The organism is Nocardia aurantiaca (assembly GCF_009708175.1).
GTDB lineage: Bacteria > Actinomycetota > Actinomycetes > Mycobacteriales > Mycobacteriaceae > Nocardia > Nocardia aurantiaca.
The window spans coordinates 453960-477750 of record NZ_WMBB01000001.1; the positions used below are offsets into that span (position 1 = coordinate 453960).

The window sequence follows — 23791 nt, forward strand, 5'->3', positions numbered from 1 at the left end:
CCGGAATATGTGATGCTGAGATTCGGCTCGGTAGAGGGAGGAGAAGGACATGCGGCGCGGCCACCCCAGCGACGATGAGTTGCGGAAGAATTTCGACGAGGTGCTGGCGCATGTCCTGGCGGGTCGTGGCGTGCACACCGCCACCGGTCTCGATGACGACACCCAGGACGCTCTCTGGGCGATAGCCGAGGCCTATCCGAATGCCACTCCCGACTTGATCGATGCCGCCCGGCGGGCCTTCGCCGGTCAGCTCGACGGCAGCAATGCCGAACGCTGGCAAGAGGAAATGGACAATTGGTTCGAAGGACGCGAAGAGCGGAAGGCCGCTCGCGAACGGCAGCAGGGATCGGCAGAGGGCAGCTGACGGACCTGATCCAGCTCTCCCCGAGGGCGATGCCGTTCGTGTGCCGAGGAGAAGATTGCGTGTGACGATTTCCCGTGACGACAGCGAAAACCGCACCGGCGCAGCCGCATCCGCCGGAATCGCGCGCCCGGCCCCGGCCGAGGCCGGGTCGCCGTCCTTCGGTGTCGATGCCGAGCGACCCGAGTTCGACCGCCTGGCCGCCGTCATCGGCATGCCGAGCGCGGCCCCGGATCCGGATTCGACTGGGTCGCAGCCCCGGGAGATGATCGACATCTCCGACGCCCAGGCCGATTCCGATCCCGATATCGGTTTCAGCATGACCGCCCCGGTGATCGACATCCCGCAGCGCGCCCGCAATCTGGCCCACCGGATCGCGGGAGAGTTGCGTGAACTGGGTCCGCGGGGCTGGGTACGCCTGAACGCGGCCTTCGCGCTCACGGTCAATGGCCAGCGCACACGGGTCGTGTTCTCCGACGACCAGCAGCGCAGCGCGCAGATCCTGCCGCCCACGGAGGTCCTCGCGCTGGTGGCCGAGCACCGCCGACTCTCCGCCGAGCACGGCGATCCCTGGTGGCGGCTGGAACTGGACGTCACCGCGGCGGGCGAACTGAGCGTCGACCACGACTACGGCGACGAGCCGTTCCCCACCGACCAGATGTTCGGTCCGCAGGACTACCTCGCCGATCTGGCGGCCTACCCGCGCGAAGACCTGCCGATGTGGTTGGCCGCCTATCTGCGGCACGACGACCGTCAGTCCCGCGATCCGCGACAGGCCGCCATCGCGGCGCGCGCGGATCGCGAATCCGGTTATCTCCCGGTGGTTTCCGAGGACGACTTCCCGACGTTCCCACTGCTGTGGTCGCGTTGGGCCGCCATCTCCGCCGCCTTCGTGGCGGTCGGCTCCGAGTGGGGTCCGCGGGTACTGCCGTCCTTCGGCTGGTTCGAGGGTTCCCGCCGATCCGGTTCGTCGCTGTATCTGCTGCCCGGAGGTCGTGCGGTGTTGTCCGGAGGCGTCTGGAACGCACCGGAATTGGTGGCCGCCTACAACGGCCGGGCCGAGCTGCCGCGCCTGTTCGCGGGTGCGCCGCAGTGGGTCGCCAACCCGGTGCTCAACACCCGCGCGGCTGGTGGTCTGCTCACCTTCTGCTACTGGTGGGAGCGCGGTCGCTGGTATCGCGGCGAATCCCCGGCCGCCGCGGGCGTGGCCGCGGCGGTGCCGGGCATCTGGACGGCCGCCACCGTCACCGAGGTGATCAGCGGTCTGGTCGCCGAGGTGCCCACCGCTGAACAGCGAGCGGCCGTCGCGGAATTCGTGGCCGCCGCCGAGCGGTCCGATGTCACCCGCGCCGTGCTCGCGGCGGCCTTCGGGCCCACCGCGGACCTCGATGCCGCGCACTACCAGTTGACCCTGGCCGGGGTGGCCCGGCTGGGTCCGGACCCGTTGCCCGAGTCCGAGGCGATCGACGCGGTCCGCCACCATGTGCGCACCGCGGGCGAGGAGACCCCCGCCTATCCGCTGGATCGGCTTCGCGCCGAGCGGCTTCCGGTCGGCTGGATGGTCTACGTGCCCACCGAGCCGGACGAGCTCGTGATCGATCGAGCGCTCTACTACGTCGCCGACGACGGCGTGGTGGAGCAGACCACCTCCAGCATGCCGACATCGGCCTACCTGCCGGGGCTGGAAAAGCGTTTCCGCCAACGACATTCGCAGTGAGGCGGGGCCAACGAGTGCGGAATCTGTGTCGGCGACCCGTAATCTTTCCTGTGTTGGTCGAGTTAGGAGCGGTACATGGGTGACGGCGGCAAGATCGACAACCCTTGGCTCGGGCTGTCCCGGGACGCGCACGCGAAAAGCGACCGGCTGCAGCTCGACCCCGGCTCGGCCGAGGCGGGAGCCAAGTACGCCGCCGAGGCCATCAACGCGCTGAACGCTGCCAAGAGCTACGCCTATCTGCTCGATCAGTACTCGGGCTTCAGCAATAACGGCGTCCTGCAGTCGGCCCTGAATCTCCAGGATCGGTTCGCCAAGGAGGGCGGCCGGGTCGGCGGGATCATCGACGACTACATCTCCCTGCTGAACGCCATGGGCGATACCTTCATGGCGGCGGGCAAGACGTACCGGGAGACCGACGATCAATCGAAGTCGGACTTCGACAAGCTCAAGACCCAAGCCGTCATCGACACGCACTTCGACGGAATCCCGTTGGACGGCACGACGCAGCTGTCGAGTTGGTCGGACGCGTCGTCGCCGGCACCCTCCGATTCCAATGGCATGGGCGATATGGCGAAGCTCGCCAAGGCGCGATCGGGTCGCTATACCGACCCGATCGGCTCCGAGGACCCGACCCATCACGACGGCAAGTGGTTCTTCGACGTGGGGCAGGGCATCGACCCGACGCCGATCGCCAACCGCAGCGCCCTGTGGAAGTGGATCGCGCAGGTGATCGGCTCGTCGTTCGAGACCCTGACCGGCGCCGTCAAACGGCTCGAGTCCGACGGCCACTGGACGGGCCGCGGCGCCGACGCCGCGGTCGCGGCGTGTCAGGCCTTCGAGGCGCAGGGCACGGCATTCTCCACGGACCTGTGGGCCGTCGCCGAGAACCTGCTCTACACCGCCACCTGGCTGAATCAGACCAAGGCGGGCATGCCGCGCAACTGGGAGGACAGCTTCAAGGGCACCTCCACCGAGACATACATCATCAACACCGGCACCGCCGCCTTCACCGCCTGGTACATCCCGGGAATCGGCAATTCCAGCACGACGATTCCGATCCTGGTGGATCCGACCAAACCGCCCACGCAGAACCCCTCGGGCAGCCCGCGCTCGGATTACAGCGGCAACAGGCCGAATCCGACCTCGGGCGGCCCGACCGGCCGGGTCACGCCATCCGGTCCGGGCGGGGGCGATCCGGGCGGGGGCGATCCGGGCGCGAAGACGCCGGGCGGAAAGACCGACCCCAAGGGCGCGCATCCGGGCAAGGACGATCCCAAGGACAAGGATCACAAGGATCCGAACGGCAAGGACGGCAAGGACCCGCACGGCAAGGACGGCAAGGACCCCAACGGCAAGGATCCGACCGGCAAGAACCCGACCGGCACCTCGCCGAACGGCTCGAATCCCGATGGCGCCAACGCGAACTCGTCGAATCCGAGCTCCTCGTCGAATTCGGGCCAGTCCGCGCTGTCGGGCCTGCAGAGCGCGCTGCAGTCGCTGACGTCGCAGGGCACGCAGACCACCGACAAGAAGGCGCAGGACCTGAAGGATCAGCTGCGGAATTCGCCGCTGACCAATCTGCTCGACGACCTGAAGGTGCCCCCCGGCGGTTCCCCCGGCGGTGGCGGCCCGGGCGGTTCCCCGCTCGAGCCGCTGGCCGCCGAGGTGGCCAATGCCCGCTTGTTCCCGCGCGCGGCCGTGGCCGAGGAGGTCGAGAGCAGCATCGCCGGTGTCGCCCGCGCGGGCGTCGCCCCCGGCTCCGGCACGACCGGCATGGGCGGCGGCATGGGTGGCATGGGCCACGGCGGCGGTGCGCACGGAGCCCAGGGCAAGGAGCACAAGCGCCCCGACTTCCTGGATTCCAACGAGTACCTCGACGAGGCCATGGGCACCGCGCCGATCGTCGCGAAGCCCGTGGTGGAGGGCTGAGTCTGTGCTTCGCACTTGGAAGTTCACCGACCTCGAGTTCCTGTCGCTGTGGCAGGGTCTGGGTGAGGAGTTCCTGCCGCACCCGCTGACCTTCGCCAGCCGCACCGAGTGGTGGGACGACCACCTCGCGAATGTGGCACGCGCCCGGGAGAGCCTGCGCTCCCGGGAGGCCGACTACGCCGAGGTGTTGCACGCCGTGCTCAGGCCGGAGGTGCGGGTCGAGGTGGAGGGCTGGGATGGCCGCGACCCCCTCGCCGCCTCCGCCCGCATTCGCCTGCTGGGCGTCCGCTCAGGCGACGCCGGATACCTGCTGGTGCAGCATCCGGGCGAAACCTATCGGCACGCCAGCGGTTTCACGCTCTCGGAGTTCTATGCCGAGGAGCTGGCCGAGCGGGTGGCGGCGGCCTTGCCGGACACTCCGGCGGGCCGCGACTTCCCGGGCACACAGGGCGGGGACCTGGTGCTCGCGGAGACCGAGGACACCGATGACACCGACTACGACTTCGGTATGTCGCCCGCGCACGAAACCCTGGAGGGGACCGTCGTGACCCGCGCCGCCGACTTTCTAGCGGTCCCGGCACCGAGCATGGGCACCATCGACGTGGTGCAGAGCCGTTCGCGTTTCGGCCCGCGCGGCATCGCCCGCTACCGCTTGCAGTGGCGCGACCTGGAAGATGACGGCCGCTATGTGGTCACCGGCGAGCATCCCCCGGTGGCCGCCGCGGCCGACCGGCGCCGCCTGGTGACCACACTGAATGCCCATATCGCCGAGGTGTTGCAGGTGATGGCCGATGAGTGAAGGGAATGGCGTGCCCGTGGAATCTCCGGACTTCCCGACCGAGTTCACCCTGTCCTCGCGGACCGGCGCGATCGTGGTGACCACCACCGAACAGGGGCTGCCCCGGGCGATTTCGGTGGAACGCGATCGCCTGCGCGAGGACCCGGGGCTGCTGGCGGCGGAGATCCTGCGTCTGTGCCGCCAGTCCGCGGCTCGCGCCGGTGTCGAGCGCCGCGCCCAGCTGAAGGCCGCCGGTCTCGTGCCCGAACTGCTGGCGCTGACCGGTCTGCCGACCATGGAGGAGGTGACCCGCCAGGAATATGTCGAGGAACAGGAGTTCGAGACGGAACCCGACAGCTGGCTGCGCCCGATCTGAGCCGATACCGGCTGCCCCCGATCATCGCAGTGGTGCTCGACGACCACAGCCGTGTGCTGGTCAGACAGCGCTGGAACGCCGCCGGTGAGCGGACCATGGACGAGACGACTCGCCGGGGTAGATGAGATAGTCAGTGCCGCAACGTTATCCGATGGATTGGGTAACCTGTGGAATACCTGGTGTTCACCGCGCTGTTCGTCAGTTCGTGAACACTCTTCGCTATGCCGGGTGAATATCCGCTCTGTATAGTTCGATTCGAAATGGTCTTCCTGATGGGGGTCTCATGAGCCACCTCGTTGCCACACCGGATGCGATTCGCGCCTACGGAGACGCCTCGGCCGCCATGGCGAGCACTGTCGCCGGTGCCGCCGCTGTCGACCAGGTCGCCACGATCGCCGCGATGGTACCGGTTTTCGGTCTGATCGGTCAGGACTTTCTGCTGAGTTACGCGGGGGCCCAAGGCAATCACCTATCCTCGGTGGCCGAGCTGGCCGCCGTGCACGCGGGCACCGCCGTCACCGCCTACGAGGCGGCGGCGGGTTATGAGTCCGTTGACGACGCCTCCGGCGTCGATTTCCTCTCGCTGTCGCGGGACCTGTGAGTACGCCCTTCGATCAGGCCTCGACCGGGGCCGTCCAGGCCGCGCCCACGGCGGCCGGCGGCCAGTCGGTGGCGGACGCGTTGCGCGACACCGCATTCGCGCCGCTGCTCGACAGCCCGGTGGCCGATATCCTGCAAACGCTGGGCCTGCCCGCGCTGCCACAGCTCCCGGCGGTGCCGCCGCTGCCGGACATGCCGCCGCTGCCCACCCTGGACCTGACCGCGCTGACCAAGCCGCTCACCGACCTGGCCGCCTCCTTCGGCACCGGCCAGCTGGGGCAGGGAGCGGACGCGTCGCAGGTGCTTTCGGGCATCTCCACCGCGCTGCAGCAGGTGATGTCGATCGCCCAGTCGGTCATGTCGCTGGCCAACTCGAACCAGTGGCAGGGTTCGGGCGCGACCGGTGCGGGCGAGAAGGGCGCCGCGGCCCAGACCAACGCGGCGGAGCTGGGAGCCCAGAACCTGCAACAGAAGACGGTCATGGGCGGCGCGGCGGCCTCGGTGGCCACCGGCGCGGCCATGATGTCGGCCATCATCTCCAAGTTCGTCACCGGTGTCACGGTGGCCGCACCGTTCATCGGCACCCCGCCCGGGCAGGCTTTCCTGCTGTCGCTGGCCAGTGAGACGGGCCTCGAGGCGACCGCGACGGTGGCCAAGACGCGCACCGAAATGGCGGTGCACAGCGCCAATATGACCGCCGCCGGCCATAAGGTGAAGGTCACCGACGCCCCGAAGGGCGTGGACTCGATGTCACAGGTTACTCAGCTGCTGAGCCTGATCTCGCCGCTGAGCAGTGCCGCGAACACGGGTGTGCAGCAGCTGCAGCAACTCCAGTCCATCAGCCAGACCTCCGACGTGCAGCCGACCACGGACGTCGAACCGGTTGCCATGCCGAAGGATTCGGACGCGCTCGGTGGCGGCGGCCTCGCGCCGATGGGCGGTCTGGGTGGTGGCCTGGGCACGCCGTCGGCGCCGCTCGGCCAGGCCAGCCCTCGAACCATGAGCGCGACCACCACCCCGCCCGTCCCCGTGCCGGCGCCGATGCCCGCCACCGGCGCGGCCGGTATGGGCGGCGGCATGGTGCCGCCCATGGGCGCCGCGGCCGCGTCCGCGCAGGCCAGTGACGCCGACGAGGAAGTGCGCACGAACATGGTCACCGCCGAGCACGGCGACGAGGTCGTCGGCGAGCTGGGCTACACCGGCGTCCCGGTGGTCGGCGCGGTCGGCGCCAACGGCCCGCGCCCGGCACAGTCATCGACATGAGCGTGGAAACGGGGTCGTTGTATGTCGGGGCGACGCGGTAGGATTCGCGCGGAAAGGGAGGGACAATGAGCGAATTCAACATGGGCGGTGTGCGTTTCGACGCGGACACGGTGCTGTCCGCCGCCGCGGACCTGGAAGCCATGGCCGATCGGCTGGAGACCGCCCTGGGCGCGGACGCCCAGGCCCTCTCGGTGCCCGCCGCGGGCTCGGACAAGGTGTCTCTGGCCGCCGCCGACACCCTCACCTCGGTCGGCACGTCCTTCGTCACCCAGAGTGGTTTCGGCGTGGACGAGCTACGCAAGCTGGCCGCCGTCGTACGCGATCAGGCCAATACCTTCGGCCAGGTCGAGACCGACAACGCCGTGGACTTCACCAACCTCTGACCCTCCGGCCAGACTTACTTCCATACTTCGTCATCCCGGCGTGCGCTCGTTCGCATCCCGGCATGCTTACGGCCGGGATTCACAGCACCGCCATCCCAGCGGGGCCTACGGATGCTCGATGTGGGCCGGAAGCGGTTCCCCCGCTTCCGAATCCGGTTCGAAGGGCGGAGTCGATCCGGCCAGGCTGAGGTACCCGTTCACGCTCTGTGCGAGGGCGAATCCGAACCCGTCGGGTGTGCGCGCGTACCCGACGCGCGGGAATTCGTCCGGGTCGGAGATCGTCGGCCAGCCCTGGTCGCCCCACGCCCGCAGCACCAACTCGAAGGCGGAATCCGATGTCTCGGGCGTGGTGCCGAGCACCCAGTAACGGATATCCAGGAATACCAGCGGATTGTCGGGATCGCTGTCGTCCCAGGGGAGATTGACGCCGCGGTGGAACACCGCCTTGGGCAGGTCCGGATGGCGCAGTGCCAGTGAAAGCTGCGCGGGCAGCGCGCGCAATGTCTCGCCGAAGTGCCGCAACAGTTGTGCGCGGGCGGCACTCTGCGTGGTCACCGTCGGCATTCGGTCCTCGTTTCGTCTCGAAGGGTGCGCGCTCAGCGCAGCCGGCGCGCATTGCCGGTCAGGATCATTCCCAGGGTCCGGTAGGACCCGTGGGCGGCGCTGAAGTAGTTCTTGCCGCCGTGATCATCCGGATTCCAGCCCAGCCGCGTCCGAGTGGGTCTGCTATCGGACTCGAAAACCCTAGCGCCGAACTCCGGATCGGTGGGTGCGGGACCGTGCGTGGGCGGCATCATGACGAGGGAGTCGTACTCGGCCAGGGTCGCGAAGACATGATCGCCGACCTGGGACGGATCCAGGCCGGTCAGTCCCAGGTCCCCGACATGCGTGACGCCGGTACCGAAGCTGCCGATGAAAACCAGTGCGTCGGTGTTCAATTCGTGTCCGTGCCCGGCCGCGTGCCCGGCGGTGACGGCGCCGTAGGAATGCGCGATGGTGGTGGTGTTCGCGCGCGGGCCCTGATGGGTCGCCCGCAGCCCGTCGTGGAACTCCCGCAACCTCGCCGCACCGTCCTCGGCGTGCCCGGAATGCATGGCCTGGATCAGTGAATTCGGGTTGTTGTAGGCGCCGAACAGAATCACCGACGTCTCCGCGTTCGGATCGATCGCCAGGGCGGCCTGCCGCACCTGCGCCAGGGTCTCGAGTGCGTAGCCGACCCCGCTGCGCCGCCGGAACGCACCGGCCACTTCGATGGCCACGTTCTGGGCGGTATCCGGATCGCCCAGGGCATAGATGTACTGCAGCTTCTCGTCGATATACGACAGATGAACGGCGGGCATGCCCTCCTCGGTCGGCCGGTCCAGGTAGTTCTCCTTCATGTCCCGGATGATGTCCAGCCGATCCTGCATCTGTTTTCGCTCGGCCAGCACCTGCGGCGTCTCCGGCTGCGCCTGTGCCCGCAGCATCTGCTGCTCGGTCTGGTGCCGCAGCATCTCGAGGGTCTGCCGGTTGTACCGGTCGCGGTCGGCATGGGGTATGCCGTCGCGGTTTCCGATGAACGGGTCCGCGCGATGCCACGCGTCCTTGTCCTCGGGTGAGAGGCTCTGCCACTCCCGGTGCAGCTGCCGCGGATCGGCCGGCAGCCGGTGGTCCGGATCGGCGGGGAGCCCGACGTCCGGGATCGGCGTGTGGTCCGGATACTCCTGCGTGCCCGGCGGCCACCGGAACCACCGTTTCCCGGTCCGGACATCCTCGACCGTATGGTGGTCGCCGACGAGCCGCAGCCTTCCAGAGCCCGTGGTATGGGCATCTGTTCCGTGCGCCCGCGCGAGGTGCTCCGCCATTTCGGCTCGATACGCGATATGGGTCTTCATCACGGCCCCGTGGGTCGGGATGGACAGGAAATCGAGCGCGTCCGCGGCCCGGCGCTCGAGCCGGACCGTCTCGACGTGTTCACGGTCGGCGACGGACAATTCGGAGTCGCGGCGGCCGACATCGGCGAGCAGTTCGTCGACTCGTCCGCGCGCCTGCTCGGTCAGATGATCGGCGATGATCCTGCGCCGGTCGGCTGCCCCCGGTGTGCCTTCCCGCAATCCGAGTCGTTCGACCAGGGTCAGCGCTTCGCGACGGGTGGCGGCATGGCCCTCCCGCGTCCCTTCGGCCAGCTCGCGCAACTGCCGGATGCGGCCGAGATCATGCGGGGTGGGCGCGGCATCGTGATCGACCGGTCCCGGACGCAGGATGCCCGGATCCGGTATGCGCGACTGATCGATCAGGCGCGCCAGGTCCGGATCATGCTGGGCCAGTAGCCGTTCCACGGTGGGCGCATGCTCCGGATCGTGCAATCCCAGGTGGTACATCAGATCGTTGAGATCTCGACGCAGGGGCGCCATGACATGGGGCTTGGCGCGCGCCGCGACACCCTCGCCGATCTGCTCGACCAGCACCCGGAGTTCGGCGAAGCGGCCGCCCAGATGCGTCGTCATCCGCGTGGGCCGATCGTCGACCGGATCGATGACCACATCCTCGTCGTGCGCCAGCCGGATCTCGGCCAGCTCGTGCGCGACCGCGCGGACCACGTCCTCGTCCCGGGCGTGGGGGGAGACGTGGATGTCGTATCCGGTGATATGGCCGGATTCATCTCTGCGCGCGGTGAATTCGGCGACGGCGTTGCCGGTGGTCGGGCCGACGTCGACGCTGATGTCGAGCGCGCGTCCGTCGTGTGTCATCTCGAACCGGCCCGCCTCATGGTTCCACGCCATGTCCTCGGGCTCGATGAGCCGGAGATTGTGCTCGATCTTGTCGACCACGGATTCCCGGCTCAGCGGCTGCGCGCCGTCGGGCTCTGCGTCACCGCGGAATTCGCCGACCGGGCTCGCCGTGCCATGGTCGGCCGCGGTATCCGTGTGCGGAGGCTCGGCGGGGTTTGTCGACTTCCCGGTACGCGGAGCTTCTGCGGGCCGCACCGGTTCCCCGGTATGCGAAGCCTCCGTGTGCAGAGCGGGTTTCGCCGTGTGTGGAAGCCCGCGGGCGTCAGGTGGTCCGCTCGGTGGATCCAGGGAAGACCGCGCTGGACGGTATTGATCGACGAGGTTCTCCGGTCCCGAGGGAAAGTCGGTGTAGCGGCCGCTGAAGTTCTGGGCCTCGCCCATCGTGTGATTGCAGTTGGCGCAGTACGGGGTGGGCCGCGGTTCGTCGCCCTCGAACGGCTTGTAAGTCTGGGAATACATTTCGGCCAGGGCTTCCGGGCCGGTGGGTAGCTCGGGAAGTCCTTGCTCGCGGCGTTCCACGTTCGCGCGTTCACGCGCCCACAGCGCCGCGTTGGCGGCCTTCACTTCGGCGTGGCCCCAGGGCTGGTCGAAGTGCGGGTACGGCCGAACCTCTTTGGCGTAGCCGGGATAGGTTTTGCCATCGGGTCCGCCGCTGCGGCTCAGGTTGGCGTAACCGCCCTCCGGACGTGCCAGCCCGGCGGCTTTCATCCCGTCGATATTGGCCCGCAACGCGGGATGGCGCTCATCCTTCGGGATGACGTCGTTGCGGCCGCCGTTCGCCCCTTCGTAGGCGATGCCGGTCCGCAGGTCGACCACCGCGGCGGTCACGCTGCCGTGTGACTTCTGGCCGACGTAGGTGCCGTCATCCTGAGCCCTGGCGACTCGCCTCTGCGTCTTGATCGGCTTCTCGCCAGGCTGCCGGGAGAACTTCTCGGCCGCGGCGCGGAACTTGTCGGCCCGCTCACGCGCGATCTTGTCGACATGCTCCTCGACGGGTCTGCCGTCGACAGTGGCGATAAGGTCGCCGTTTCTCTCGATGCCGCCCGGATGCTCGTTCAGGTCCGCGACCGGTTTGGTGTCGGGAGTGGTCGGCGCCGCCTCATGATCGTGCGTGTGCACGCTCTGCGGATGCATGTGGGCCGCAGGGATATCCGGGTGTGCGCGGTCGGCATCGTGTGTACCGGCGGGTGTATCTTGCGCATTCTCCGGGTGTCCGTTGGGTGCCGGCCGGTGCACGTGCCCGCCTTGCTCTTCGAGTTCGTAGCGTTGCGCGAGTCGTGGATCGTGCTCGGCCAGCAGTCGGCGCACGGAGTCGGCATGGGCGGGATCGTGCATGCCGAGGTGGTCGGCGAGATCGCGCAGATCCTGGCGCAGTCGCGGAAGTTCGTGCGCACGAGACGGGTCGGCGACAGCGCGGTCGATGTGCTCGGCGAGCACCCGCATTTCGGCGAACCTGCCGCCCAGGTGGCTGGTCATCGCGGGGGGCCGATCATCGACCGGGTCGATGCGGATCTCCGGGTCCTGCGACAGCCGGATCTCGGTCAGTTCGTGCGCGAGCGCGCGGGTCACGTCCACGTCGCGCGCGCGTTCCGAGAGCGCCACGTCGTATCCGGAACCGTCTGGGCGCGCATGGAATTCGGCCACATTGTGGTCGCTCGTCTCGCCCACGTGGACGGTCACGGTGCGGCCGTCGGGCAGTACGAAGTGCTGTTCGTCGTCGTTCCAGACGACATCCTCCGGGGCGATGAGTCCCTGGTTCTCGCGGATCTGGTCGCGTACGAACTCCGGTTGGAGATGCTCCGCGCCCTCTCGGGCATCGCCGTGGAAGTCGCCCACCGGGCTCGCATTGCCGTGGTCGGCGCTCGTGTGGTGCGGGCTCGCGGACGGCTCGGCAGGCGAATGCTCATGATTGCCAGAGTCATTCGGCTCGTAGGAGATGATCCACCGATGCTCCGGCTGCGGCGGCGAGTAGTCGGCCATCCGCTCGTGTGGCAGCGTGTTGCTGGACCCGGCGTCGATTGTGTAGTAATAGTCCCGGTTCCCGGGGTGCTCGAAATCTGTCTGCTCCACGAGCTTGAACGGGCTGTTACTGTCCTGGTGCAGCCTTTCCAGCGCCTCCCACAGCTTGGTGCCCTCGATGTGATGGCGGCTGCCCCGGTCCTCGCCGATCTTGTCGGGCTTCATGTCCCACTGGATCTCGACGCGTCCGCCAGGAGCGAGGATGTCCGAGAGATGGCCGGCAATGGCGTGATACGCCGCGTCGGGGAGTTTGGCGCTGACATTGTTGATAAAGACGCGGGCGATGTCACCGCCGAGCAGGTGGCCGTTGCCCAGCATGTCGCCGTACACCATGACGGTGCCGGGTTCCATGAGCGGCCCGGCGTCGAGAATGCCGAGATCGCGACGGCGTTGTCCGCCGATCGCGGCATCGGCGAGCTCGGTCTTGATGATCAGCCCGCCGCCGGCGCGGTCGGCGGCCGGGGTCATCTCCACGGCGAACGCGCCGCGTCCGACACCGACATCGATGGTGTGGCCGCCCGCCGCGGCCGCGGGCACCGAGGGCCGTGGCCGGCGCTCGATGCTCTCGTTGTCCGCGCCGAAACGATACTGCTCCAACGCAAGCCGATGCTGCGGCTGCGGGCGGGGTAGTACCTCGACGGTGGACAGGCCGTCCACCGCATCGTGCAGGACGACCGTGTACTCGACATTGAGGCTGTTCTCGGCCGCCGCGCGGTTGGCGCGGTCGATGCCGTGCAGGAAGTCCGCCAGGGTGGTGTGCTCGCCGCCGATGTTCATGCGCCCGGTCGCGTGATCGATGACGCCGGTGACGCGGTCGAAGGCGTTCGCGAACCCATCGGCGGCGGCGTGCATCTGCGCGAAGCGGTCGGCGCCGAGGGCGTCGCGCGCCGCCTGCGGCATGCCGTCGTGAAAGTCGTCGATGGCCCGATGGATGGCCGCGGCCTGCTCAGATCCACGCAATGTCGGATGGTTGACGGCCGCGTTGATCGGATCGAGCGCCTCGAGGAAGCCGGGCACCTGGCGCCGGGCGGCCTTGGCCTCTTCCTCGAAGAGCGGCTCGAATACCCGCCGCGAAAGCTCCTCGCGCATACGGCCGTTCAGCCCGTGCTCTTCGGCGCGCACGAGATCGGCGGCGTGGTCGCCGGTCATCAGCTCGCGTAGCCGTTCGAGGTGATTCTCGGTGGCCTGGTGGAAATCGTCCTCGGTGAGGTGCCGATCGAAGGTCGGACGATCGGAGAGCACGCCCGCCCGTTCGAGCTCTATTCGGTGTGCGAGCCCCGGATCATGTTCGGCCAGCAGGTCTTCCACCGTCGGTGCGTGCGCCGGGTCGTGGAATCCGAGGTGATCCATCAGATCGTGCAGGTCGTGGCGCAGCCCGGGCAGCTCGCCGGACCGGGCCGGATCCATGACAGCGCGATCGATATGGGCCGTGAGCGTGCGCAATTCGGCGAACCGGCCACCGAGGTGGGTGGACATCCGAGTGGGTCGATCGTCCCGGGGATCGATCAGGATGTCGTCGTCCTGCGACAGCCGGATCTCGGCCATTTCGTGCGCGAGCGCGCGCACGACGTCCTCGTCGCGCGTCTTGGTCGACAGCCGCACGTCGTACCCGTCGGCGCTGGGCACGAATTCGGCCACATGCCCGTTCGAGGTCTCACCGATCTCGAACCGCACGATGCGCCCGTCCGACAGCACGAAGTGCCGCTCGTTCGGATTCCAGACCACCCCTTCGGGCGCGATGAGCCGCAGATTGTCCTGGATCTGCCCATGCATGACCTCCGGCGTGAGATCGCCCTCGGTGCGGGCGTTTCCATGGAAGTCGCCGACCGGAGCGGCAGCGGCGATTTCGTACTTGCGCGCGTCTCCGGCTCGGGGACTTTGGTCCGCGGGCGGTGGCGCGTCGACGGAAATCGGGACGATAGGTGTGATATCCGGGCGCTCGCCCGGCGAGCCCGCGCGATCATCGGGCGATGTGCGGTGATCGCCGGGGGGCCTGCCGCGGTCATCTGCCGGACCGTTGTCGTCGTGGGCTCGGGCCCGGTCGTGCGGCTGGACGTCGTGGTCGACCGGTGTGCGTGGTGCATCGCCGGACAGGTTCAGGAAATCGCCCGATCCGGCCGGGTACGCGTCCACGTTCCGCTCATGGTCGCCACCGGTTTGCGGCTCGGCCAGATGCGCGGTTGGTTCGACGCCGGTGCGGGTCGCCTGCACCGGGGCGTCCGGTCGGGTGGCGCGGTCGACACCGGCGCGGGTGTCGGGAGTCTTGGGTGCGCCACCGTCCGCGGGCTTGGGTGCGGTGCCGTCGGCGGGTCTGGGCGTGCTGCCGTCCGCCGGAGTGCGGAGCGGATCGCGTGGTGTGGCTGTCGCTCTGGCCGGATCCGCCGCCGGTGCGCGATTCTCGGTGGCGGGCCCGCTGTCGGAGGTATGCGCCGACGGGCTCGCCCCGGGCTCGCTGGGGTCACCCACAGGGCGGGTATTTCCGTTGTTCGACAGCGTCGTCGTCCCCGTGGAATTCGCATCCTTGGCGGGATCCGCGGCGTGTTCGGGGGTAGATTGCGCCGCCTGCGAATCTGTTCCGATGTCGTGCGTGCGACCGGCCGGATCCGTCGCGGCCGTGCCGTCCCCGGCACGATGCTCCTGGGTGCCGCTGGCGTCCGCCCGCGTGGAGTCGCCGGAGGTCGAGTCGCCCACGCGGTCGCCGCCGACGGACTGGGTATCGGCGGAGCGATGCGACGGGGAATCGGTGGCGTCGCTGCCATCCTGCGCACTCGCGTCGGGCCGCTCGCGCCTGCCGTCGGAAATGAACGAGCCGTTGTTGTCCGACCGTGTGGAGTCACCGCTGTGGTCGCTCGACTGATCATGCGGTTGGTCGGTGGGCGTGGAGTCGGTTGCCGTCGGAGCGCTGGCCGCGTGCAGAGCGGGTCCGCCGGACTGCTGGCCGTGGTCGCCACCCCGCTCGCCAGTCGCATCTCCCGTATTCCCCTGCTGCCCAGTGAGGCTCGGGTCTGCGGTGGCGCCGTGCTGCCCGTTGGCGCGCGGATCGCCAGTGGTGCCGTGCTGCCCGCTGGCATTCGTCTCGCCGGGGCCGCCGTGTTGTCCGGCGCTCGTGTCCCCGCCCGTGTAGTGCCCGTTGCCGTGGGTATCGACTCCGACGGTGCGGCCGTCCGAGGTCGTGCCCGGGTGGTCGAGTGGGGTGGTTTTGGCGCCGTTTTCGCCGGGGACGCGCGCGCTGCCGTCGCCGGTATTGTGTCCGCCCATCGGGCCGTTGTGATTGGTATCGCCGTTGTATCCGTGCAGGCCGCTGGGCCCCGCCCCGGCGAACGCACCGCCGGTGAGGGAGCGCGGATCGAAGCTCCAGTCGCCGTTGACGAGTCCATTGGCAAGCCAGCCCGCTCCGGCGCCGCCCACCCCGGCGGCCGCACCGGTGAGTGCACCATTGAACGCGCCCTTCCATCCGCCCATTTCGGTGGGGAGGACGCTGTGCGCGCCGAAGCCGATCGCGCCGCCCGCACCGCCGGAAAGTCCGGCCACCAGCGCGTTCTTTCCTATCGCGCCCCAATCGAAGCCGTGCCCGTGCCCGTCCAGATTCTGGATGGACTCCACGAGCAGTTCCTGGGTGGTGGCCTGGACGGCGGAAATCACCGCGCCCTGGCCGATCTCGTAGATGAGTTTCGGCAGGATCTGCTTCAGCAGCGCATTGGTGATCCGGCCCTCGATCAAATTCTCGATCCGTCTGACGAACATCTCGCCGAGCTCGCGGAACGTGGTGCGCGCCATCGTGAAGACGGCGACCTCCGACTCCGGCGCGAACGGCCCGGTGGCCGCGGCCCAGGCGAGTTCGGCCAGCAGCCACCCGCCCGCGATATAGAAGTTGAGCTTGGCCGACTGCAATTGATCGCCGAATCCATCGGCGGCCGTGGACAGCTGGCGGTAGTTGTCGCCGAATTCCTTGACCGAGCCGTGCCCGGAATCGTCCCCGTAGCGCAGCGGCTTCAGCCACTTGATGATCTCGTCGCCGCCGGTGCCGTCCGGATAGGCCTCACCGAGCGCGCCGAGCAGGTGGTCGAGATCCTTCAGTAGGTCATCCGCCTGTCCCGCAACCGATTCCAGGTCTCGGGCCATTTGCCACATGGTGTCTTCGTTGCCGTGCGGCCATTCGGAGCCCACCAGCCAGCTCAACCACTCGAGCCACGATGGAAACTCCAGCGCCACAGGACACCTCATGCCAGTCGGATCTGATCTTGGCGAGACCGACTGTGCCACAGGCACGTAGGTGAACTCAACACGAACATCGAATGAGTTGTCGGTGACCGGCCCGCGTACACCCGGCGGTGATAGGGTCCGGTGGCGAGGAGGCCGCATGGGTGACATCTCGGGAGCACGCGAGGAACTGGACCGGCTGGGCGCGGCCCTGCGTGCGCAACTGGTCGAGCTCATTGTGGATTTGACTCCGGGCACCGACCTCGGCCTGCTGTTTCTCGACGAACCGACGGTCGCCGACTGGACCGAGCCGCCGCGCTATCACTATTCGGGTCTGATCCGCGGCGAGCGTCCCGCCGCCGTCTCGGCCGCCGATATCGCCCGGCGTGCGGCCGCCCTCCTCGGCGCGGCGGGCTGGGAAGTCGGTGAGGCTCAGGACTTCAGTGGTCCGCGACCCGCCGTGGTGGTCACCGGTCAACGCGATGGCAACAGCATCGAAGTGCGTGTGGGCGAACATACTTCGGCGGTGATGTTCAGCGGCCGGACCCCGGCGCTCGCGCTGCGCGAGCCGAAGGAGTTCCGGCTGCCCGATCCGGTGCGCACTCCCGAAACGGTGACTCCTGGCTTCGTTCTGTGCTACGAGTGCGACGGCCTGGGCGCCTGCCCCGAATGCGGCGGCCGGGGTCGGCTGCCCGGCGGGCATCTCTGCCCCGAATGCAATGGCACCCGGGTCTGCCCGATCTGCCGGGGCGCGGGCCAACTGGCCATCTCTCTGCTGTCGTCCTACCAGCGCACCCACTATCCCGAATTACGCGGAGGCCCCGCATAATTCACCACCCTGAGTCGGTTGCCCCCCGGTTCTCCTGTCCCTCGGTCCACACCTCATAGCCGACGGCATCGCTGAAGTCGGGCACGGGTTCGCCGAGCTGGGACAGCCGCTCCCGCGACCGCGGGGGAGCGAGCGAGGCGGGCTCGACCGTCGGCGCCTTGGATTCGATGTCCGGCATTCCCTCGATCAGCTCCGACAGCCTGGGCATTCGCGCTCGCTGATCCATCAACGGCTGCAATAGTTCCCGCCCCTGCCGCGCCACGTCGGTCGCGGCCTGCTGCGCGGCCGTCGTCACCGCCTTGGCGATCTCCTCGTAGGTCAGTTCGTCGACATCGGGCGAGAATCGGGTGGCGATCACCACCCCGTCCGCGTTCACCGTGACCCGCACGCGGCCGCCCGCCGCGCTCGCGCTGGCGACGAGCTGGGTGCGCTTGCGCGACGCTTCGGCGATCTCCCGCATCTGCGTCGTGAATCCCTCGAGGATGGCGGCCTTCGCGACTTCGCCGTTCTCCCTGGTCATGTCGCCGGCCTACACGAAGGTGCCGTAGTTGCCGTGCTCCATGTCTTCGAGCCGTTTGGCGGACTTGGTCAGCCCGCCGTGCAGATTCTGGAAGGAGTTCGCCAGGTTCTCGGTCCCCGTGGCCATGTTCTCGCTGCTGGTGGAGAATCCCTTGGCGCCGCCGGCGAATTTGCCACCGAAATCATCATCGCCCCACCCCGAGGCCCCCGGCGAGACCGCCGCCCGGGCATTGTCGGCCATCGACTGCAATCGCGCCTGAATGTCTGCGGCGAACCCCGCGGCGTCGCGTACCGCCTCCGGATGTACCTGCAATCTCCCGGCCATGATGTGCCCCTCGCGAGTGAGCCGAATCCGTGACGCCATGCCCAGCACAGCAAGATCGACTGTCCCACAACCGATCAGTGAACACAACATGAACGAGACGTGTCGCCGCCCGCCTGGCAAGATCAATCCCGCACCGTCCATCCGGCCGAAGGAGCCCCATGCCAGAAACCCTCCCGCTGGCCAGAACCAACGCCGAGGCCCGCCTCTACCTCACCCTGCAACCCTGCCCCACCTGCGGCGAAAGTCGCTGCCAATTCCGCAGCGCCGTCGTCACCGTCGACGGCATCCTGGCCAGCCGCTACACCGGTGTATGCCCGTCGTGCGGCACATCACGCGAATACGAATTCCGCCTCCCCGACGACATCCTTCCCCCACCCGCGGATTTCGTCCGCTTCGGCCTGGACAACCCCTCCGAGCTCCTGGACCCCGGCGTGTGGCTCTGGTACTCCGACAACTGCGTCCGCCAGGTCCCCGCCGCTATGGATGCCCTCGACCCCCGTGCCGCTCATACAGCCCGCCACACTCTCGCCACCGCCCTGGCCGCCGTCGAGGAAACCCTCAAGTTCCTCCCACCCACCACCGATCGAATCCCCGAAGCGGCCTTCACCTCCCCGAAGGGACGCGCCACCTACAACACCGAACCGGGCCGTTTCACCCGCGCCCGCTTGGAAGCACTACGCGACTCCTACGCCGCCGCCCTGGCCGGCCGCTAGGCAGGTAGTGAATACGATTCGATAGTCAGGGTCGCGACTGCCGGCGAGAGGGACAACATGAACAGGATCGACTACAGCGTGAGTCGCCGTGAGATCGCCACGGATGACGATCTGCGCCTCACCTATCGGGGTGAGCCGTTCACGGGCGAGGCGGTCGAGACCATCGGCGATCAGCTCCTCTTCCAAGTCTTCTATGTTGATGGCATCCCACATGGCCCCGACCGGGAGTGGTGGGCTGATGGCCCGCTCAAGTCCGAAGGTCAGGTGAATTATGGTGTGCCGGTCGGTATCTGGCGCACCTGGCACCACAACGGCCAGCTGGCGAGCGAGCAGGAATTCGACGACGAGGGCGACCCGATCAAGGTCCGCAAGTGGGACGAGGCCGGCAACCCGATCGAGAGCTGACCTTCCAGCCTCAACTGCCGGTGATCACCCGGACAGCCGCATCCTTCGCGGCCTCGTCGACCTCACCGACCCGGAACCCGCGACTCGCGATGTGCCGCACCAACTCCGCCTCCGGCGGCAACCCGTGCTTGTGTAAATAGTGGGCCACAGCCCCCGCCCAAACCCAGGTCCCATCGGTCCTGAAGTTCAACGGCACATCCCGATCCGTCGGTGCGAACTCATCCTGCTCGAAACTCCGAGCCGCCAACACAATCGGCGCACTCTCCAGATACGCCAACACCGCGGTCCGCGTATTCCCCTCCACCGCAGGGCGATCCACCACCGGCCGCCCCTCGGCATCCTTCCCGTCATACACCTTCGCCATCCGAGGCGGCGGTGCAAGCTTGACGGTCGTTTCGACTCCCGAGTCAGGCGCGGGCGCTGCGAACGGGTTCGGTGTAGGCGCCGCGGGCGCGAACGAATTGGGCGCGGCCGCTACGGGTGCGAACGGATTCGGCACAGCAGCCATCGTGGGTGCCGCGACGGCGAAGGGATTCGGTCCCGGTGGCGGCATGAAGCCGGGTGCGTAACCCACTCTCGCCGGGGCCGCCAGTCGAGGCCGTGCCAACTGTGCGACCAGCCCGGCGATAGTGGCCGCTACGGACAGCATCAGCGTGAGTACGGCCAGCGACAGCCCGACACCTACGTATTCCCAGAAGTTGGGTCCCATCACGGCGAAGATGACACTCAACGCATTGATCGCGTTTGCGAAGATGAGGGCAGCAGCGGCGCCGACAGCCGCTCGTACAGCCGGATTTCGCTTGCCCGCACCCGCCAGCAAGGCAACAGCCACAACAATCACGGCGATCAATCCAAACGCGTATTGCACGGCTGCCCACGGAAGTGGCCTGTCCGCTCCCGTGTGCCAAATGGTCACGGAGGCCCAGTGCTCGCTGAGCAACGGCAAGAACGATCTCCCGAGGTCGACCGCCGCCGCGACGATCAGAAACACACCAGCGACTCGATCGGCCGCTCCACCGCTCGTCGCTCCGCCTACCTGGGGTGCCGCAGAGCGTTTCGACAACACGGCTTCCCGCAACCCCATGACCAATGCCGCGAGAGCGACCACCGCTACCAGCGTGATCACCCAGAATCCAGCCCCCGACGAGGCATCATCGTGGAAACCTTCCGCATAGACGGTCACATTCGCCGACGCGATTTCCAGCGCGAGCCCGCTCGCGAACGCTGCTGCCCAGAACAGCACACCCGGCCGAGCCCCTTTCCTCACCGCTAGCAGAGTCCCGGCCACGCCGGCGACGATCACCGTGAGCACGTAGGGCACAGCGGAGAAGTAGGGAAAGTAGCCGGAAAATTCGGCGAACCCGCTGACCACCTTGCTTTTCCAGAGGTACACGTCCCACGAATGGCTGTGATATCGGATGGTCATCACAGGCAGCCAGAATGTCGCAAGAGTCAGCACCGCCGCGGCGATCAGCAAGAACCCGGTAACCCGCCCGGCGCTCCGCGCCCCGGCTGTCGGCCCGGAGTTCCCCGGTGCCTGCTCATGCCCACTCATGAAGCCTTCATCCCGTGTGTAGGCCATAGATTCTCGCGCCTCTCCCGATTCAAAATGTGCCCCGCCGCCGCCCAGAACAGCCGGTCCTCGACCCCATCGGTCCGAACCGTCCGCCGAACCTTGTCGATGATCAGGGTCCGGCTCATTTCCGCACGCAGCGGCCCGAACCAGTACTCCGCTTCTTCCGGCTCATCCCGAACCTGCCGGTAATAGACGAGTAGCGCCACCACGTCACCGGTCGTCCGCGCGAGTCCGCCCCAGCGTGCGCGCAACCCGCGCACTGTCGTCAGCCATAGCTGGTTCCTCCCCCGTACGATGCTGCCGCCCACTCTAATTGGACAGCTCGATTGATGACATTCGACCGCGGGTCATCCGCGCAGCCCATTTCGCTTCCGAAACCGCTGGCTGAATCCGGCGACGAACGCCGCCGGCGGCATCGAGGACGATGAGGCTTCGATCACCGGCGTCATCGGCGATGTAGTAGAGGGCGCGGCCGATCACGATCTCGCCCGGCGGGGGAGGCACCCAAACCCATCCAGCCGCTGTTGATTCGCGCGGCGGTCAGTTGGTCGAGGGGATATCTGCTACTGGTGTCGACACCGCATTTAACCTCGGAACCGCCAGGGCCACACAGGTGTGGAGCCGATTCTCGGAGCTTTGACTGCGGCGAACTGCCCGATCTGCCGGTGAGAGCTCGCTGATCTTGGAAACTGGGCTGTGTCTCGAGGTCAGGTGAGGAGGCCATGGCGACCCTGGCTTTCGCGGTCCAGGCGCGCGCGGATTTCCTCGACCGTTGTGCCAGGGCGGGGACTGCGGTAGGGACGGGTGGATGCGACCATCCAGCCCAGCAGAGTGCCGATACCGGCGCCGATGAGATGGAGTGCGATCTCACCAATCATTGTCTTCCCCTTCATTATTCAGATCCGCGAAGAGAAGGTCCCGGGTTTGAGTGCTGAGCTGTTCGAGCGCGCGACCACCCACTAGCAGAAGGGTCTGTAGGGCGCCCGCGCTGAGGAAGAGCTCGAAGCCGCCGGGTTCGCCGAAAACGAGGGTGACCGCGCCATCCTCGGTATGAACAACGGGGCGAATGGGACATTGGTCGTCCACACAGACCCAAGTGCCGACCTTCAACTGCTCGAACATGGCCGTCCTTCCCGACGGTTGAGCTGTCGCGCAAGCAATCTGGGATAAGGGCTAACGAATTGTGGCCTCCGCCACACTCTGAGGATAGGCTGATATATCAGCAGATTCAATGGCTTGGTGTCGATGATGTTGATCGGCAGGATGTTTCGCAGAGCATACGAACGGAGGTCCATTGAGTGAGCGTTCCGATCCATCCGCGCTGCGGTTCTTGATCGGCCATGAGCTGCGGGCCGCTCGGGAGCGTGCACGGGTGAAGCAGAGCGAGGCCGCGAAGACGATCGGGTGCAGCCAGCCGAAAATCGTCGCGATGGAATCGGGCAAGTATCTTCAGCAGCCCGATGATGTGACCGCGCTGCTCAAGCTGTATCGCGCAGATGTGGCACAGATCGACCGGCTTGCCTCGCTTGCCGGCCGAGCAGACCAGACGACCTGGTGGGCACCGTTTTCCGAGGTGCTACCGAACTGGTTCAAGACATTCGTGGGCCTGGAGGGCCTTGCACGGAGCCAATTCATCTATCAGACAGTTACCTTCACCGGGCAGCTGCAGACCGCGCACTACGCCACCGCGTTGCACGAGGGCAGCCCGCTGGTCGCCACGGTGGACGTGCCGCAGATTGTCCGTGCCCGTTTGGCTCGGCAGCGGCTCGTCGGTGCCAGACCGATGGGGTTGTGCTCGGTCATCGAGGAGTCTGTCCTCTATCGAGAGGTCGGCAGCGCGGAGATCATGCGTGAACAACTCGAGCACCTGTCGGCTCTGATGGACCAGGACCATATAGACCTTCATATCTTGCCGACCAGAAGGTACGCCCACGCCGGAAACGTCAGCGAGTTCACGCTGCTGCACTTCGACGAAGCGCAGACGGTCGGCTACATCGAGTACCCGACAGGCGCTCTCTACCTGCAGGATTACGATGGGGTGGCAGTGTACGAGATGCTGGCCGAGCAGCTCCGTGCGGCGGCTCTGTCGAAAAGTGAGTCCGCCGAACTGATTCGAAGCCGGGCGGCCGATTGGTAATGAGGGAGTCGGTGCATGGCCCCGGTCGACCGTCGCGAGTGGCGTAAATCCAGCTACAGCGGAAGCAATGGTGGACAATGCGTCGAGGTGGCCTTCTCGCCCGCGTGGGTGCACATCCGCGACAGCAAGTACTCAGGATCGGCCGACCGCAGGCCGACCATCTCCGTCCCGAGTGATTCCTGGACTCGTGTATTGGAAGCGGTGCTGGCCCAGGAAGTTGTCGACATCGGTGCGGCGTGCGGTATCGACCTCCACCCGGATGGGGGTGCGACCGTCTCGGGCCGGGACGGGACCGAGTTGGTGTTCACCGCCGGCGAGTGGGATGCGTTCGCGAAAGGTGTTGCGGGCGGCGAGTTCGACATAAAGGCTCGCATGGGATGAGTGCGGCTCAACGATCACCGACATGGCCGCGAATGAGCCCCCCGATGCTTTTGTCGCACAACGCATCCACAACCCCCTGCACGGGAGCGCGTGGATTCGGTCACTGCGTGCGGCCTGGTGATCGCCCGGCGCACCGCCTTCAACCTCATGCCGCGGTCGAGTGCCGTCTCGATGAGTCCGTCCTCCACCAAAGTTCGGCGAGTTCTGCCGGAACCTCGACAGGCGCGACCTCCGAGGGCGGTGGCATAGCGATACTGTCGCTGTCCTCGGAAAGCCGTTGCCTGGCAAGACGTTCGCTGAGTTCGGGCATCGCTCCTACCGGACTGCCGGCCAGATCGGCCAGACACCCTCGCAGCACCGATTCCACCCGCTGCCGCGAGGTACGGGAGCCGAATTCGATACACAACCGCTCGACCGTCAGGTCGAACATCCGGGCATCGATCGTCCGCGTCGGCTCCAGGAGGTCATCAATCATGATCACGGTTTCAGGTTGCTGGGCGCGACAACCG

Annotated in this window: 23 protein-coding genes; 13 read left to right on the plus strand and 10 right to left on the minus strand. The window is 67.4% G+C overall.

From position 1 onward, the window contains the following. The first annotated feature begins 49 nt into the window (after positions 1-49). The 8 genes from GLP40_RS01870 (at position 50) to GLP40_RS01900 (ending at position 7407) form a co-directional block, all read left to right on the plus strand. Positions 50-364: a hypothetical protein gene (locus tag GLP40_RS01870; protein ID WP_196054489.1), complete on the plus strand. Its 315-nt coding sequence runs from the start codon at positions 50-52 to the stop codon at positions 362-364. A gap of 61 nt (positions 365-425) precedes the next feature. Further along, a complete protein-coding gene (locus GLP40_RS01875) occupies positions 426-2078 on the plus strand; it encodes a hypothetical protein (protein ID WP_328289568.1) in 1653 nt (550 codons plus the stop codon). Between the two features lie 75 nt (positions 2079-2153). Continuing rightward, positions 2154-4007 carry a hypothetical protein gene (locus tag GLP40_RS33135; protein WP_196054490.1) on the plus strand — a complete coding sequence of 618 codons (1854 nt, stop codon included), beginning with the start codon at positions 2154-2156 and terminating at the stop codon, positions 4005-4007. Positions 4008-4011: 4 nt separating this feature from the next. Then, entirely contained in the window at positions 4012-4806 is a 795-nt protein-coding gene (locus GLP40_RS01880; protein ID WP_196054491.1) for an ESX secretion-associated protein EspG, read from the plus strand. After that, positions 4799-5161 (plus strand): hypothetical protein, encoded by a 363-nt coding sequence (locus tag GLP40_RS01885; protein ID WP_154786038.1) that lies wholly within the window; start codon positions 4799-4801, stop codon positions 5159-5161. Before GLP40_RS01880 ends, GLP40_RS01885 begins: the two co-directional genes overlap by 8 nt. A 283-nt stretch (positions 5162-5444) precedes the next feature. Further along, positions 5445-5762, plus strand: a complete 318-nt coding sequence (locus GLP40_RS01890; RefSeq protein WP_154786039.1) for a type VII secretion target — start codon at positions 5445-5447, stop codon at positions 5760-5762. Then, a complete protein-coding gene (locus GLP40_RS01895) occupies positions 5759-7024 on the plus strand; it encodes a hypothetical protein (protein WP_154786040.1) in 1266 nt (421 codons plus the stop codon). Before GLP40_RS01890 ends, GLP40_RS01895 begins: the two co-directional genes overlap by 4 nt. Before the next feature lie 65 nt (positions 7025-7089). Next, positions 7090-7407, plus strand: a complete 318-nt coding sequence (locus GLP40_RS01900; protein WP_230329144.1) for a PE family protein — start codon at positions 7090-7092, stop codon at positions 7405-7407. Between the two features lie 105 nt (positions 7408-7512). Here GLP40_RS01900 and GLP40_RS01905 read toward each other — a convergent pair whose 3' ends face one another. Both GLP40_RS01905 and GLP40_RS01910 read right to left on the minus strand, forming a co-directional pair. Next, positions 7513-7962, minus strand: a complete 450-nt coding sequence (locus GLP40_RS01905) for a hypothetical protein (RefSeq protein WP_154786041.1) — start codon at positions 7960-7962, stop codon at positions 7513-7515. 41 nt (positions 7963-8003) lie between these two features. After that, on the minus strand, positions 8004-16634 hold the full coding sequence (locus GLP40_RS01910; protein WP_456093999.1) for an alpha/beta hydrolase: 8631 nt from the start codon (positions 16632-16634) through the stop codon (positions 8004-8006). Between GLP40_RS01910 and GLP40_RS01915 the strand changes: the two genes are divergently transcribed. Continuing rightward, on the plus strand, positions 16558-17226 hold the full coding sequence (locus tag GLP40_RS01915; protein ID WP_154786043.1) for a DnaJ-like cysteine-rich domain-containing protein: 669 nt from the start codon (positions 16558-16560) through the stop codon (positions 17224-17226). The genes GLP40_RS01910 and GLP40_RS01915 overlap by 77 nt on opposite strands. A 1-nt stretch (position 17227) precedes the next feature. On the opposite strand, the gene GLP40_RS01920 is transcribed toward GLP40_RS01915, so the two are convergent. Then, a complete protein-coding gene (locus GLP40_RS01920) occupies positions 17228-17746 on the minus strand; it encodes a YbaB/EbfC family nucleoid-associated protein (RefSeq protein ID WP_154786044.1) in 519 nt (172 codons plus the stop codon). Positions 17747-17755: 9 nt separating this feature from the next. Further along, positions 17756-18109, minus strand: a complete 354-nt coding sequence (locus tag GLP40_RS01925) for a hypothetical protein (protein WP_154786045.1) — start codon at positions 18107-18109, stop codon at positions 17756-17758. 119 nt (positions 18110-18228) lie between these two features. Between GLP40_RS01925 and GLP40_RS01930 the strand changes: the two genes are divergently transcribed. Both GLP40_RS01930 and GLP40_RS01935 read left to right on the plus strand, forming a co-directional pair. After that, positions 18229-18783 (plus strand): hypothetical protein, encoded by a 555-nt coding sequence (locus GLP40_RS01930; protein ID WP_154786046.1) that lies wholly within the window; start codon positions 18229-18231, stop codon positions 18781-18783. A gap of 57 nt (positions 18784-18840) precedes the next feature. Beyond that, the gene (locus GLP40_RS01935; protein WP_154786047.1) at positions 18841-19188 is read left to right on the plus strand and encodes a toxin-antitoxin system YwqK family antitoxin; all 348 of its coding nucleotides are present in this window, start codon (positions 18841-18843) and stop codon (positions 19186-19188) included. Between the two features lie 10 nt (positions 19189-19198). Here GLP40_RS01935 and GLP40_RS01940 read toward each other — a convergent pair whose 3' ends face one another. The 5 genes from GLP40_RS01940 to GLP40_RS01960 form a co-directional block, all read right to left on the minus strand. Beyond that, on the minus strand, positions 19199-20665 hold the full coding sequence (locus GLP40_RS01940) for a hypothetical protein (protein ID WP_154786048.1): 1467 nt from the start codon (positions 20663-20665) through the stop codon (positions 19199-19201). Between the two features lie 74 nt (positions 20666-20739). Continuing rightward, positions 20740-20970, minus strand: coding sequence for a hypothetical protein (locus GLP40_RS01945; protein ID WP_154786049.1), 231 nt, complete (start codon positions 20968-20970; stop codon positions 20740-20742). A gap of 103 nt (positions 20971-21073) precedes the next feature. Beyond that, entirely contained in the window at positions 21074-21244 is a 171-nt protein-coding gene (locus GLP40_RS01950; protein WP_154786050.1) for a hypothetical protein, read from the minus strand. A gap of 227 nt (positions 21245-21471) precedes the next feature. Beyond that, positions 21472-21642 (minus strand): hypothetical protein, encoded by a 171-nt coding sequence (locus tag GLP40_RS01955; protein WP_154786051.1) that lies wholly within the window; start codon positions 21640-21642, stop codon positions 21472-21474. Next, positions 21632-21886, minus strand: coding sequence for a hypothetical protein (locus tag GLP40_RS01960; protein WP_154786052.1), 255 nt, complete (start codon positions 21884-21886; stop codon positions 21632-21634). Before GLP40_RS01960 ends, GLP40_RS01955 begins: the two co-directional genes overlap by 11 nt. Positions 21887-22058: 172 nt before the next feature. Between GLP40_RS01960 and GLP40_RS01965 the strand changes: the two genes are divergently transcribed. Then, positions 22059-22901: a helix-turn-helix domain-containing protein gene (locus tag GLP40_RS01965; RefSeq protein WP_154786053.1), complete on the plus strand. Its 843-nt coding sequence runs from the start codon at positions 22059-22061 to the stop codon at positions 22899-22901. 15 nt (positions 22902-22916) lie between these two features. Next, positions 22917-23282: a DUF397 domain-containing protein gene (locus GLP40_RS33530; RefSeq protein WP_230329145.1), complete on the plus strand. Its 366-nt coding sequence runs from the start codon at positions 22917-22919 to the stop codon at positions 23280-23282. A 145-nt stretch (positions 23283-23427) separates the two neighbouring features. Here the strand turns inward: GLP40_RS33530 and GLP40_RS01975 are convergent, their stop codons facing one another. Beyond that, the gene (locus GLP40_RS01975) at positions 23428-23763 is read right to left on the minus strand and encodes a hypothetical protein (protein ID WP_154786054.1); all 336 of its coding nucleotides are present in this window, start codon (positions 23761-23763) and stop codon (positions 23428-23430) included. Positions 23764-23791 lie beyond the last annotated feature (28 nt).

What these genes read in the sequence shown, in the direction of transcription:
- GLP40_RS01870 (WP_196054489.1), top strand. Translation starts at nt 50, where the DNA reads ATGCGGCGCGGCCACCCCAGCGACGATGAGTTGCGGAAGAATTTCGAC.
- GLP40_RS33135 (WP_196054490.1), top strand. Translation starts at nt 2,154, where the DNA reads ATGGGTGACGGCGGCAAGATCGACAACCCTTGGCTCGGGCTGTCCCGG.
- GLP40_RS01885 (WP_154786038.1), top strand. Translation starts at nt 4,799, where the DNA reads ATGAGTGAAGGGAATGGCGTGCCCGTGGAATCTCCGGACTTCCCGACC.
- GLP40_RS01890 (WP_154786039.1), top strand. Translation starts at nt 5,445, where the DNA reads ATGAGCCACCTCGTTGCCACACCGGATGCGATTCGCGCCTACGGAGAC.
- GLP40_RS01900 (WP_230329144.1), top strand. Translation starts at nt 7,090, where the DNA reads ATGAGCGAATTCAACATGGGCGGTGTGCGTTTCGACGCGGACACGGTG.
- GLP40_RS01915 (WP_154786043.1), top strand. Translation starts at nt 16,558, where the DNA reads ATGGGTGACATCTCGGGAGCACGCGAGGAACTGGACCGGCTGGGCGCG.
- GLP40_RS01910 (WP_456093999.1), bottom strand. Translation starts at nt 16,634, where the DNA reads ATGAGCTCGACCAGTTGCGCACGCAGGGCCGCGCCCAGCCGGTCCAGT.
- GLP40_RS01920 (WP_154786044.1), bottom strand. Translation starts at nt 17,746, where the DNA reads ATGACCAGGGAGAACGGCGAAGTCGCGAAGGCCGCCATCCTCGAGGGA.
- GLP40_RS01925 (WP_154786045.1), bottom strand. Translation starts at nt 18,109, where the DNA reads ATGGCGTCACGGATTCGGCTCACTCGCGAGGGGCACATCATGGCCGGG.
- GLP40_RS01930 (WP_154786046.1), top strand. Translation starts at nt 18,229, where the DNA reads ATGCCAGAAACCCTCCCGCTGGCCAGAACCAACGCCGAGGCCCGCCTC.
- GLP40_RS01935 (WP_154786047.1), top strand. Translation starts at nt 18,841, where the DNA reads ATGAACAGGATCGACTACAGCGTGAGTCGCCGTGAGATCGCCACGGAT.
- GLP40_RS01955 (WP_154786051.1), bottom strand. Translation starts at nt 21,642, where the DNA reads ATGATTGGTGAGATCGCACTCCATCTCATCGGCGCCGGTATCGGCACT.
- GLP40_RS01960 (WP_154786052.1), bottom strand. Translation starts at nt 21,886, where the DNA reads ATGTTCGAGCAGTTGAAGGTCGGCACTTGGGTCTGTGTGGACGACCAA.
- GLP40_RS33530 (WP_230329145.1), top strand. Translation starts at nt 22,917, where the DNA reads ATGGCCCCGGTCGACCGTCGCGAGTGGCGTAAATCCAGCTACAGCGGA.